Annotated in this window: 11 protein-coding genes; all 11 read left to right on the forward strand. The window is 37.9% G+C overall.

Annotated features, from left to right (window positions below; all coding sequences use genetic code 11):
- The first annotated feature begins 206 nt into the window (after positions 1–206).
- The 11 genes from yfmF to QNH24_RS06245 all read left to right on the forward strand — a co-directional run bounded on the left by yfmF (position 207) and on the right by QNH24_RS06245 (position 12,208).
- Positions 207–1,478, forward strand: a complete 1,272-nt coding sequence (gene yfmF, locus QNH24_RS06195; RefSeq protein ID WP_283871218.1) for an EF-P 5-aminopentanol modification-associated protein YfmF — start codon at positions 207–209, stop codon at positions 1,476–1,478.
- Positions 1,475–2,776 carry an EF-P 5-aminopentanol modification-associated protein YfmH gene (gene yfmH, locus QNH24_RS06200; RefSeq protein WP_283871219.1) on the forward strand — a complete coding sequence of 434 codons (1,302 nt, stop codon included), beginning with the start codon at positions 1,475–1,477 and terminating at the stop codon, positions 2,774–2,776. Before yfmF ends, yfmH begins: the two co-directional genes overlap by 4 nt.
- Positions 2,773–3,501, forward strand: coding sequence for an elongation factor P 5-aminopentanone reductase (ymfI, locus tag QNH24_RS06205; RefSeq protein WP_283871220.1), 729 nt, complete (start codon positions 2,773–2,775; stop codon positions 3,499–3,501). The genes yfmH and ymfI overlap by 4 nt, the downstream gene beginning before the upstream one ends.
- Positions 3,502–3,545: 44 nt before the next feature.
- Positions 3,546–3,803, forward strand: coding sequence for a DUF3243 domain-containing protein (locus QNH24_RS06210; RefSeq protein ID WP_054770649.1), 258 nt, complete (start codon positions 3,546–3,548; stop codon positions 3,801–3,803).
- A 224-nt stretch (positions 3,804–4,027) separates the two neighbouring features.
- Entirely contained in the window at positions 4,028–4,816 is a 789-nt protein-coding gene (locus QNH24_RS06215; RefSeq protein ID WP_283871221.1) for a DUF3388 domain-containing protein, read from the forward strand.
- A 25-nt stretch (positions 4,817–4,841) separates the two neighbouring features.
- Positions 4,842–5,759 (forward strand): helix-turn-helix domain-containing protein, encoded by a 918-nt coding sequence (locus QNH24_RS06220; protein WP_283871222.1) that lies wholly within the window; start codon positions 4,842–4,844, stop codon positions 5,757–5,759.
- 47 nt (positions 5,760–5,806) lie between these two features.
- Positions 5,807–6,385, forward strand: a complete 579-nt coding sequence (gene pgsA, locus QNH24_RS06225; protein WP_283871223.1) for a CDP-diacylglycerol--glycerol-3-phosphate 3-phosphatidyltransferase — start codon at positions 5,807–5,809, stop codon at positions 6,383–6,385.
- Positions 6,386–6,402: 17 nt separating this feature from the next.
- Positions 6,403–7,665, forward strand: coding sequence for a competence/damage-inducible protein A (locus QNH24_RS06230; RefSeq protein ID WP_283871224.1), 1,263 nt, complete (start codon positions 6,403–6,405; stop codon positions 7,663–7,665).
- 155 nt (positions 7,666–7,820) lie between these two features.
- Positions 7,821–8,885 (forward strand): recombinase RecA, encoded by a 1,065-nt coding sequence (recA, locus tag QNH24_RS06235; protein ID WP_283871225.1) that lies wholly within the window; start codon positions 7,821–7,823, stop codon positions 8,883–8,885.
- A 636-nt stretch (positions 8,886–9,521) separates the two neighbouring features.
- Entirely contained in the window at positions 9,522–11,081 is a 1,560-nt protein-coding gene (rny, locus tag QNH24_RS06240) for a ribonuclease Y (RefSeq protein ID WP_283871226.1), read from the forward strand.
- A 329-nt stretch (positions 11,082–11,410) separates the two neighbouring features.
- Positions 11,411–12,208, forward strand: coding sequence for a TIGR00282 family metallophosphoesterase (locus QNH24_RS06245; RefSeq protein WP_283871227.1), 798 nt, complete (start codon positions 11,411–11,413; stop codon positions 12,206–12,208).
- Positions 12,209–12,314 lie beyond the last annotated feature (106 nt).

Raw genomic sequence — 12,314 nt, forward strand, 5'->3', positions numbered from 1 at the left:
AACACTAAAGACTGAGCGAAAATGCTCAGTCTTTTTCCTTGTACATATCTTAGATGTTTAGGAAAATAGAGATGTTGCACCATCATGCTAATGTAATTTTACACTTTTCAAATACATACTTTGGATTCTTTTTGCAATTATAGACAATAGCCATGTATAGTATGTGTAGTACATTGTTATATTAAGAAGGATAGGAGGGTTTCCATATGTTTAAAACAATACCTTTTGCAAAAGGTGTCAACTTGCATATCCGACAAACAACCCAATTTAAAACCGTAAATTTTTCAATTAAATGGAGAAGAGCATTAACGGCTCAAAATGCATCTGAACGTACTGTATTAACAAATGTTTTGCAACATAGTAACGCCAAATATACAACGACTGCTGCATTCCGAAGCTTTTTGGATGATTTATATGGTACTGTGCTGTATTTTGACACTTCCAAACGTGGTAATGAGCATACGGTACTAATGAATATAGAGACTGTAAATGATCAATATTTAGCCAATACAAGTGTTTTAAATGAAGTACTAGGTATTATACACACAGCAATATTTGAACCTAATTTAGAAAACGGTGTATTTAAAGAATCCATTGTAGAACGAGAGAAGAAAATGGTCATTCAGCGTATTGAATCCATCTTCGATGATAAATCCCGTTTTGCTCAGGTTCGCCTTCAGCAAATTTTACGTCCAAATGAACCGGCCTCTATTTCTGCTAACGGCACTGTCGAGGACATTCAAAAAATTACACCTACTTCATTACTGGAAGCATACCAATCCATGCTTGCCAACGATAAAATTGACATTTATGTTGCAGGGGATATTAATGAAGACGAAATTATAGCGAAGCTGAAAAAAGCGCTACCATTTACGGATCGTACTCCAGAAGAAATTCCTGTTGTGCTACCACAGCAACATCCGCAAAATGATTATGTTCGTGAACAACAAGAAATGAAGCAAGGAAAAATGCATATTGGCTTTAGTACACCTGTAAGATTTGGTGATGCAGATTTTGCAAAAATGCAAATCTTTAACGGCATCTTTGGTGGTTATCCACATGCTAAATTATTCATGAATGTTCGTGAAAAGGAAAGTCTGGCTTATTATGCATCTAGTTCATATGCATCACATTATGGCTTATTGTTTGTTGTATCTGGAATTGAACCAAAGAATGAGGAAAAAGCCTTATCACTCATTAAAGAACAACTTGCTGTTATGCAAGCAGGCGAAATTACAGATTTGGAATTAGAGCAAACAAAAGCTATGTTGACGAACCAATTAAAGGAATCATTAGATTCTGCCCGAGGACAAATAGAAATTTTTGACCAATACAAAGATTTACCCGAGGAGTTCTCTGTTGAAACCTGGGCAAATAAGTGGAAAGCTGTGACGAAGGAAGATGTTGTTGAAATGGCAAAGCAAGTACAGCTAGAAGCGGTCTATTTCTTATGTGGGAAGGAGCAAGCCGCACAATGAAAACAATTGAATTCAAGCAATTAGATGAAACACTTTACTATGAAAAACTTGAAAACGGTCTAGATGTTTATATTTTACCGAAAAAAGGATTTTCTAAAACATTTGTCACTTTCACCACTAAGTATGGCTCTGTTGATCGTACATTTGTGCCGATTGGTGAAACAGAAAGCATTACAGTACCTGATGGCATTGCCCACTTTTTAGAGCATAAAATGTTTGAAAAAGAAGATGGAGATGTCTTCCAAAAATTTAGCGAATTTGGTGCCTCTGCTAATGCTTTTACGTCATTTACACGGACTGCTTATTTATTTTCATCTACAGATAATATTTATAAAAGCACAGAAACGTTACTAAATTTTGTGCAAGAGCCTTATTTTACTGAAGCAACAGTCAATAAGGAAAAGGGTATAATTGGACAGGAAATTACCATGTATGATGATCAACCAGATTGGCGTCTGTACTTTGGTACGATTGAAAATATGTTTCATACACACCCAGTAAAAATTGATATTGCTGGTACGATAGAGTCAATTGATGGAATTACAGCTGATCATTTATATACGTGTTACAACACTTTCTATCACCCAGCTAACATGCTTTTATTTGTTATTGGGGCTGTAGATCCGAATGAGATGATAGCATTTATTCGCGAAAATCAAACTAACAAAGAATTTCCTGAGCCAACACCTATTCAACGCTTTTTTGATCAAGAGCCAGTTGAAGTGGCGATAAAAGAACGTACATTGAATATGGATGTACAGAAGCCAAAGATGTATATAGGTTTAAAAGCAAAAGATACAAATCTTTCTGGACGTGATATGTTAAAGCATGAGCTATCTGTCCAAATTGCGCTAGAGCTTATTTTTGGCCGTACCTCAAGCTTTTATGAACGTGTTTATGATGAAGGTTTAATTGATGAGACCTATGCCTTTGATTTTACATTAGAAAAAGGCTTTGGCTTTGCTATGATCGGCTCTGATACAACAGAACCAGCTACATTGGAGAAAGCAATTAAGGAAGAATTAGCCAAGTATGATGGTAAGGGACAATTTGAGCCTACAGATTTAGAACGAGTAAAACGTAAGAAAATTGGATTCTTCCTACGTGCATTGAATTCCATTGAATTTATCGCTAACCAATTTACACGCTATTCGTTTAATGACATGAATTTATTCGATGTTGTGCCTGTATTAGAGGAACTGACGATTGAGGATTTGAAAAAAGCATTTACTTCGATTCAAGGTGAATCTCAACAAACTGTTTTTAAAATCTTACCGGCAGAGAAGGGCGCACAGTGAAAAAATTTGTCCTTGTACTAGGGGCATCAGGGGAGATTGGCCGTGCTATTTGCCAAAGTCTAGCTGCAGACGGATGGTCTATCTATGTCCATTATTCGAATAACGAGAAAGCTGCACAGGATTTATATGCTTCCCTATCAAAAAATTTTCCTGCACAGGAATTTATGCTTGTGCAAGGAGATTTTTCAAAAGAAACGGGTGCTGAGTCAGTTGCTTCACAAGTTTTTAATGTGCAGGCTATTGTTTTTTCAAGCGGTCAGGCGCATTATTCTCTCCTTGAAGATACGACAGTTGAAGATATGGATGCTTTATGGCGTGTCCATGTGCAAAATCCTATGCGTTTGACAGCATTACTTTCATCCAAGCTTCGAGCTCATGATGTCAGCTATGTGCTTTTTATCGGCTCAATTTGGGGCGAGGCAGGCTCAGCTGGCGAAGCACTTTATGCTACGGTAAAGGGAGCTCAACACGCTTTTGTGAAATCCTATGCCAAGGAAGCTGCACTGTCACGAATTCGAGTGAATGCAATTGCTCCAGGATTTATTAACACTTCAATGAATAGTCATTTAAGTAAAGAGGAGCTCAATTACATTTTAGAAGACATTCCGTTAGGTACTATTGGAGAAACCACAGATGTGGCTGAGATGGTGCGTTTCTATCTTTCAGGAAAAGCAGATTATGTCACAGGACAAATAATTCGTTTAAATGGTGGCTGGTACATATAATATTCTTTTTTGCACATACTACATGTGTAAAGGAGGAGGAACATATGACCATTTTAGAAAACTGGCAAAAATGGACATCGTTTTTAGGACAAAATGTTATGCAGGCAGAATCAACTGGTATGCCAAAGAAAATGATTCAGCAAGCAGCTGTACAAATTGGCGAATATTTGGCGACAAATGTCGACCCTAAAAACGAACAAGAGCGAGTGCTGTCGGATTTATGGGGCGTTGCCTCTGAAGATGAAAAAGAAGCACTAGCGAATTGTGTCATTAAACTTGTGCAAAATAAGCATGTGCAGTAAAAAAGAGGAGAGCTTTCTCCTCTTTTTTCTATATCAAAAACATTCTTCCTATCGAAAAGGGAACGTATGTAAGCCTATTTGGATGGCTTTTAAAAAAAATAGGAAGTTTTTAAAAATAACGAGGTATTTCCATGTATTCTAACTTTCCATTACATAAAAAATCAGCTATGATGGAACTTATAAAGGATTTTTTACGTTAACTAATAGGAAGGGAACGAGTGTGTTTGAGCGATTGGTACTTTGAATATGAAATTCAGGTGAATCGCCCTGGATTATTAGGAGATATTGCTTCACTTTTAGGGATGCTTCGTGTCAATATTATTTCAATTAATGGTGTCGATGAGGATCGTCGTGGTATGTTAGTGCATACAGACAATGATGAGGCAATTGAGCGTTTTCGTACAATTGTTTCGACAATGGAACATATTAACGTGACCAAATTTCGACAACCTAAACTCCGTGATCGTTTAGCCATTAGGCACGGTCATTATATTCCTCGAGATGCAGATGAAAAAAATACTTTCCGTTTCGTACGAGATGAACTCGGTATCTTGGTTGACTTTATGGCTGAACTTTTTAAAAAAGAGGGACATAAGCTCATAGGAATACGTGGTATGCCTCGTGTTGGAAAAACTGAATCGATTGTTGCGGCAAGCGTATGTGCTAATAAAAAGTGGATTTTTTTGTCGTCAACAATGATTAAGCAAACTGTCCGGAATAAACTCGCTGGTGATGAATTTAGTGACAATAATATTTTTATATTAGATGGTATTGTGACACGTCGCTCTTCTGATGAACGACATTTACAACTAGTGCGTGAAATGATGAATATGCCTTCCATTAAGGTGGTAGAGCATCCAGACATGTTTGTTCAGCACTCAGAATATAAGATAGAGGATTTTGATTATATCATTGAACTACGTCATCACCCAGATGAAGAAATCACTTATGAAATAATGGAAAAAAATCATATGATGTCCGAATCCGATTCATTTGGAGGATTTAATTTTTAATTTGATATTAAAGTAGGTGTTATGAGTGGCAGAATTAGGGACTCGACTAAAAGAGGCGAGGCTGTCTAAAGGCTACAGCTTAGACGATTTACAAGAAATAACAAAAATTCAAAAGCGTTATTTAGTAGGAATTGAAGAGGGTAATTATTCGATTATGCCTGGTTCGTTTTATGTACGAGCCTTCATTAAACAATATGCAGATGCTGTTGGTTTAAACGCAGAAGAGCTTTTAGAAACCTATAAAAGTGAGCTGCCAAGTACGCCGAACGATCAGGTCAGCCAATCTATTACGAATAGCCCAAGTAGAAGAAAAGTTTCAAAGGGCCCTTCCAATAAAATGATGGAGGCAATGCCGAAAATAATTGTTGGTTTATTTATCATTGTCATCATTGTCGTGATCTGGGTTTTAGTGCAATCTAAAAATAGCCCAGGAACAGACGGTGAGAACGATACGCCTTCAGAAATAGAATATGATTCAAAAGTAAAACCAATTGATAGTGAAAAAGAAAAAGCTGACGCTGAGAAAAAAGCTGAAAAGGACAAAAAAGATTCAGCAGATTCTACGGATTCAACAAAAGAAGAAACACCTGATGAAGATCAAACTGAAGAGGTTAAGCAATCGATTTCAGCGGGTACTATAGAAGCGGATAGAGCTACAACTTCTTATACGTTAACAGGTACAGATACACTTAAAATACGTATTGAAGTGTCAGGTCCTACATTCGTCGGTATTCGTAATCAACAGCAGCAAGAATTATTAGCAGATACTCGCGTCTATAATGCAGGAGAGGTAGTAGAATTTGATGCAACTTCTCAAAACTATGTTCGCATTCGCTTAGGTAATTCACAACAGGCTAAGATATATATTAATGACGAGCTATTAACGTATGCACAGCAAATCGTAACGCAAAACATCGTCATCAATTTCAATAAAGAACAGTAGTCATCTAATGATGACTACTTTCTTTCATCATGAAAGGTGTTAGAAAAATGAACATTCCAAATAAAATTACCATCTCTCGAATCTTACTTATTCCTTTTTTTGTCATTGTAATGATGTTTGATTTTGGCTGGGGAACAATGTCACTATTCGGTGCGAAGATGCCTGTTCATCACTTTGTAGGTGCTCTTATCTTTATCTTTGCATCAACAACTGATTGGGTGGATGGTTATTATGCACGTAAGTATAATCTTGTGACGACATTTGGGAAATTTTTAGACCCGCTAGCTGATAAATTGCTTGTTTCAGCAGCTTTTATTTTAATGGTGGAGCTTGGTATGGCGCCTGCTTGGATTATCATTGTCATCATCAGCCGTGAATTTGCTGTAACAGGTTTACGTTTAATTTTGGCTGGTGGAGGAGAAGTAGTTGCGGCAAATCAGCTTGGCAAGATTAAAACATGGGCACAAATTGTTGCTATCGCAGCAGCACTTTTACACAATACAATCTTTACGCTAATTGGTATTCCGTTCGATACAATAATGCTATATATTGCATTGTTCTTCACATTGTGGTCTGGATGGGATTATTTCTATCTAAATCGACGTGTTTTACTTGAGTCTAAATAAGAAAGGTCTTGTGAATCATGAATGCTGAAATTCTTGCAGTTGGTTCAGAATTATTGCTAGGACAAATTACAAATACAAACGCGAAATTTATTTCTAATCAGCTGTCAGAGTTAGGGATAAATGTGTATTATCATACGGTTGTTGGGGATAATGCCAAACGTTTAGAGGAAGCTATAACAATTGCGGAGTCTCGTGCAGATTTAATCATATTTTCTGGTGGGCTTGGACCTACAAAGGATGATTTAACGAAGGAAACAATCGCACGTCATCTTGATATTTCGCTTGAATTTGATGATGTCGCCCTAACGTATATTGAGCAGTTTTTTGCTAAACGAGGTCGTCCAATGACTGAAAATAATCGTAAACAGGCATTAGTATTAGCTGGTTGTGAAGTACTAGCAAACCATCATGGAATGGCACCTGGCATGATACTAACAAAAGGTGGACGAACGTATATCTTGCTACCTGGGCCACCGAAAGAGCTTGAGCCAATGTTTCAATTTGAGGCAAAGCCAAAGCTTGGTGCATTGTTAAATGCTGGAGGCGTTATTGTCTCTCACGTTATGCGCTTTTATGGTATTGGGGAGGCAGAGCTGGAGGTTCGTGTTCAAGCTATTTTAGATACACAAACAAATCCTACTGTTGCACCGCTTGCCTCAGATGGTGAAGTGACATTGCGTGTAACTGCTAAAGCAGAAACAGTACAGGAGGCACAGCAGCTTATTGCGACTAAGGTAGCTGAGATTCAAGCACTTGTTGGCGAATATCAATACGGCGTAGATGACGATTCTCTTGCCTCTAAAACAGTAGAAATGTTACTTGATAATCAATTAACTATATCCGCTGCAGAAAGTTTAACTGCGGGGTTATTTCAATCAGAGCTGGCGGAAATTTCAGGAGTAGGGAATGCGCTTACTGGTGGCGTTGTCACGTATACAGAAGAGGCAAAAATAAGTCAGCTTGGCATTCCTAAACAATTACTAGATACACATGGCATTGTCAGCAGTGAATGCGCTGCGGCTATGGCTAGTGCCGTAAAGCAAAAATTTGGTACAAATATTGGTATTGGCTTAACTGGGGCAGCAGGACCAACAGCACACGATCACCAACCAGTTGGAACAGTTTGGATTGGTATCGCCATTGACGATGAAGAACCAATCACGTATTTACTTCATTTATCGGGTATGCGGAATACAAATCGACTTCGTGCAGTAAAGTTTACATGTCATTATCTAATGCAGCTTTTGGAAGAAAGAGGATATACTAAACGCTATAAATAGAGAAAAAGTAGGAATTTGGGTAGAGGAAAATTACCCAAATTTTTATTTTGAAGAAAAATCGAATAAACGTTCGCTTTTTTCTTGCGTGTTCTCTCAAAAACAAGTATAGTAGAGATAGAGAAAAACAGTGAACAGTTTTCGAAGGAGGAAAATAAATGAGTGATCGTAAAGCAGCCTTAGAACAGGCGTTAAAACAAATTGAAAAGAACTTTGGTAAAGGTTCAATTATGAAACTTGGCGAAAAAACCGATTTAGAAATTGCTACATCATCAAGCGGTTCGCTAGCACTTGATGCTGCACTAGGTGTTGGTGGTTATCCACGTGGGCGAATTATTGAAGTTTATGGTCCAGAATCATCAGGTAAAACAACGGTTGCTCTCCATGCAATTGCAGAGGTGCAAGCAACTGGAGGACAAGCAGCATTTATCGATGCTGAGCATGCATTAGATCCAATTTATGCACAAAAATTAGGTGTTAATATTGATGAACTACTATTATCGCAGCCGGACACAGGTGAGCAAGCCCTTGAAATTGCCGAAGCATTAGTTCGTAGTGGTGCAATTGATATTATCGTTATTGACTCAGTGGCTGCATTAGTGCCTAAAGCTGAAATTGAGGGGGATATGGGTGATTCCCATGTCGGTTTACAGGCACGTTTAATGTCTCAGGCATTACGTAAACTTTCTGGTGCTATTAATAAATCGAAAACGATTGCTATTTTCATTAACCAAGTACGTGAAAAAATTGGTGTAATGTTCGGAAATCCAGAAACAACACCAGGTGGACGTGCTCTTAAGTTCTATAGCTCTGTTCGTTTAGAGGTTCGCCGCGCAGAAGCCATTAAACAAGGCAATGATATTATGGGGAATCGCACAAAAGTGAAGATTGTGAAAAACAAAGTTGCACCACCTTTCCGTACAGCTGAGGTAGATATTATGTATGGAGAAGGGATTTCAAAAGAGGGCGAAACAGTTGATTTAGGTGTTGAGCTAGACATCGTTCAAAAAAGCGGCTCTTGGTATGCTTATGGTGATGAACGTTTGGGGCAAGGACGCGAAAACGCAAAACAATATTTAAAAGAGAATCCTGCCGTTATGGAGGAAATTGCTAATAAGATTCGTTCCTCTTATGGTATCGCTGCATCTTCATACACAATCGCTGCTCATGATGAGGAAGAAGAAATGGATGAAGAATTAATGCTTCTTCTTGAAGATGAATAATAAAAATGCATTGTTCCCACTCTAATTTGAGCAGGAACAATGCATTTTTTTGTCTATATTCCATATAAAGGTGGGTATACTCATGTAGATACCATCATGATTCTAATGAGAGTGTAAAATAAAAAATTATATCCATAGTACTGTTTATTCCTAATTATGTAAAACAGATAAATGTAATTCTAGTGTAAAAGTATTAGGAACTTTATCTTTATTCAGCAGAATACTCCCACCACTATGAATTACTTTTTTTCTGGAGAGGGGCGAACAGGTGCCCGACTATCCTTGACAGAGTTTGAGGCTAGCTATACAATTAAATATGTATAATTTCTGAATTATGACTTTAAATAGGCAGTACATTTTATCTTCATTCAGTAGAAAACTCCCACCTCTAAAGGCGGTGAGATGAATACGGATGTAGTTCCTTTTCAGTGAGTGTTTAAACACCTATTGAATGGAGCTAAAGCCTTTGGCGGATGTCACAGATTTTGAAAGAAATGAATAAAAGGATGTTTGTCTAAAACCTTCCATCCTGCAGGCCTAAGCAAATTCAAAATCTGAACGCAATTATGCCAAGGCGAAATGGATGTATGCGCCGACTGAAACTGTATTACCCAAATAGCAAGAGGAGGTGTTCATATGGATGGAATTACTATCATCTCCGCTTTGCTTGGAATCATCGTTGGTGCCGCTGTTAGCTATATCTACATGAAAAAAGTGAATGACTCAAAAATCACTGGTGCTAAACATGTTGCTGAAACAATCGTTGAAGAAGGAAAACGAGAAGCGGAGGCATTAAAAAAGGAAGCACTACTTGAAGCCAAAGATGAAACTCACAAATTTCGTACTGAAGCTGAAAATGACATTCGTGAACGTCGTTTAGAACTTCAAAAACAAGAGAACCGTTTATTGCAAAGAGAAGAGAATCTTGATCGCAAAGATGATGCTCTAAATAAGAGAGAAGCTGGCTTAGAGCGTAAAGAACAAGCTCTTGCCGAAAGACAACAGCATATTGAACAGATGGAAAGCAAAGTGGACGAGCTCGTTGCCTCGCAAAAAGCAGAGCTAGAGCGAATTTCTGCTTTAACTAGAGATGAAGCAAAGACTATTATCTTAGGGGAAGTAGAAAAAGAGCTAGCAACTGATATTGCTGTGATGACGAAGGAATCAGAAACACGTGCGAAAGAAGAATCAGATAAAAAAGCACGTGAAATTTTATCATTAGCATTACAACGTTTTGCTGCGGACCACGTTGCAGAAACAACGGTGTCTGTCGTGAACTTGCCAAATGATGAAATGAAGGGTCGAATTATTGGTCGTGAAGGACGAAATATCCGTACATTGGAAACGCTAACAGGTATAGATTTAATTATTGATGATACACCAGAAGCGGTTATTTTATCTGGCTTTGACCCAATTCGTCGTGAAACGGCTCGACTTGCACTTGAAAAGCTTGTACAGGATGGCCGCATTCACCCTGCTCGAATTGAGGAAATGGTGGAAAAAGCTCGTCGTGAAGTGGATGAACAAATCCGTGAAACAGGTGAGCAAACAACATTTGAAATTGGCATTCATAACTTACATCCTGATTTAATGAAAATTTTAGGCCGTATGAAATATCGTACAAGCTATGGGCAAAACGTCCTAAAACATTCAATTGAAGTCGCATATTTGGCAGGATTATTAGCTGCTGAACTTGGTGAAGATGTAGCATTAGCTCGTCGCGCAGGCTTATTACATGATATTGGTAAAGCAATTGACCATGAAGTTGAAGGTAGCCATGTCGAAATCGGTGTGGAATTAGCAACAAAATATAAAGAACATCCAGTAGTCATTAATAGTATTGCTTCTCACCATGGTGATACAGAAGCAACATCTGTCATTGCAGTATTAGTGGCTGCAGCTGATGCATTATCGGCTGCTCGTCCAGGTGCTCGCAGTGAGACACTCGAAAACTATATCCGCAGGCTTGAAAAATTAGAAGAAATTTCAGAGAGCTATGAAGGTGTAGAAAAATCCTATGCAATTCAAGCTGGTCGTGAAATTCGAATTATTGTCCAACCTGAAAAAATTGATGACTTAGCTTCACATCGCTTAGCACGAGATATCCGTAAGCGAATTGAAGAAGAGCTCGATTATCCAGGTCATATCAAAGTTACTGTCATTCGTGAAACACGTGCTGTGGAGTACGCGAAATAATATTGAATGTTAGAGGTTTCTCAAGATGATTATCTAGAGGACCTCTTTTTTACTGTCAATGAATCGCAATATACAGCTTTGTAGTCAAAAAGCGTCAAGAGCCTGTACTGATTAAACTGTAATCAAAAGGATATTGAAGCACACTTGAAATATGCACCTCCTATACTAAAACGCTACAATCACAATATTTAATATTTTTTTTGCTTAATACTCTTACTGAGGTTACAATTAATGATGTTATAGAGCCAGTCATTAAAAAGGGCTTCATAAAGCTCCAACTTATAGCAATAAAATGGCAGCGTAATTGATAGAAAGAGGCGTATGTAAAAATGAAAGTATTGTTTATAGGAGATATTGTCGGTTCGATTGGTAGAGACGCAGTAGAAAAATATTTACCACGCTTAAAGAAAAAATGGAATCCAGACGTTGTAATCGCAAATGGTGAAAATGCAGCGGCAGGTCGTGGCATTACTCGTAATATTTATAATGACTTATTACAAATGGGTGTGGATGTCATTACGATGGGAAATCATACATGGGATAATAAAGATATTTTTGATTTTATTGATGATGCGGATTATTTGATTCGTCCCGCAAATTTCTCAAGCGAGGCTCCTGGTAAAGGGATGGTGCAGATTTCAAAAAACGGAGTGACCATATCTGTGATTAATCTGCATGGCCGTGTGTTTTTACCTCCTCATGAGGACCCATTTGCAATGGCAGAGAAATTAATCGAAGAAGCACATAAAACGTCACCACTGGTATTTGTAGATTTTCATGCAGAGGCGACAAGTGAAAAAATTGCACTTGGTTGGCATTTAGATGGCAAGGCATCGGCAGTTGTAGGCACTCATACTCATGTACAGACAGCTGATGCACGTATTTATCCAAATGGAACAGCCTATATTACAGACGTTGGAATGACGGGTCCTTACGATGAAATTTTAGGAATGACAAAAGAAAGTGTTATTTATAAATTTCAAACAAATATGCCATCTCGTTTTGAGGTGCCCAAAAAAGGACGCGATGTGCTAAGTGGCTTTTTTGTAGACATTGATAATCAAACAGGAAAAGCACTGCATTGCGAGCGTATCTATATAAATGAAGATTATCCATTTCAGGTGTGAGGGAAAAAACTATTGTGTATGTTCTAAATGCACGATAGTTTTTTCCTATTCTATTGACAATAAAAAGTCATTCTTTTTTGATTGTTTGCAATATATCAGAAATGAA

The sequence above is a fragment of the Lysinibacillus pakistanensis genome (assembly GCF_030123245.1).
In the GTDB taxonomy this organism is placed as follows: Bacteria; Bacillota; Bacilli; order Bacillales_A; family Planococcaceae; genus Lysinibacillus; species Lysinibacillus pakistanensis.

What these genes read in the sequence shown, in the direction of transcription:
- QNH24_RS06245 (WP_283871227.1), top strand. Translation starts at nt 11,411, where the DNA reads ATGAAAGTATTGTTTATAGGAGATATTGTCGGTTCGATTGGTAGAGAC.
- QNH24_RS06230 (WP_283871224.1), top strand. Translation starts at nt 6,403, where the DNA reads ATGAATGCTGAAATTCTTGCAGTTGGTTCAGAATTATTGCTAGGACAA.
- yfmF (WP_283871218.1), top strand. Translation starts at nt 207, where the DNA reads ATGTTTAAAACAATACCTTTTGCAAAAGGTGTCAACTTGCATATCCGA.
- pgsA (WP_283871223.1), top strand. Translation starts at nt 5,807, where the DNA reads ATGAACATTCCAAATAAAATTACCATCTCTCGAATCTTACTTATTCCT.
- yfmH (WP_283871219.1), top strand. Translation starts at nt 1,475, where the DNA reads ATGAAAACAATTGAATTCAAGCAATTAGATGAAACACTTTACTATGAA.
- rny (WP_283871226.1), top strand. Translation starts at nt 9,522, where the DNA reads ATGGATGGAATTACTATCATCTCCGCTTTGCTTGGAATCATCGTTGGT.
- QNH24_RS06210 (WP_054770649.1), top strand. Translation starts at nt 3,546, where the DNA reads ATGACCATTTTAGAAAACTGGCAAAAATGGACATCGTTTTTAGGACAA.
- recA (WP_283871225.1), top strand. Translation starts at nt 7,821, where the DNA reads ATGAGTGATCGTAAAGCAGCCTTAGAACAGGCGTTAAAACAAATTGAA.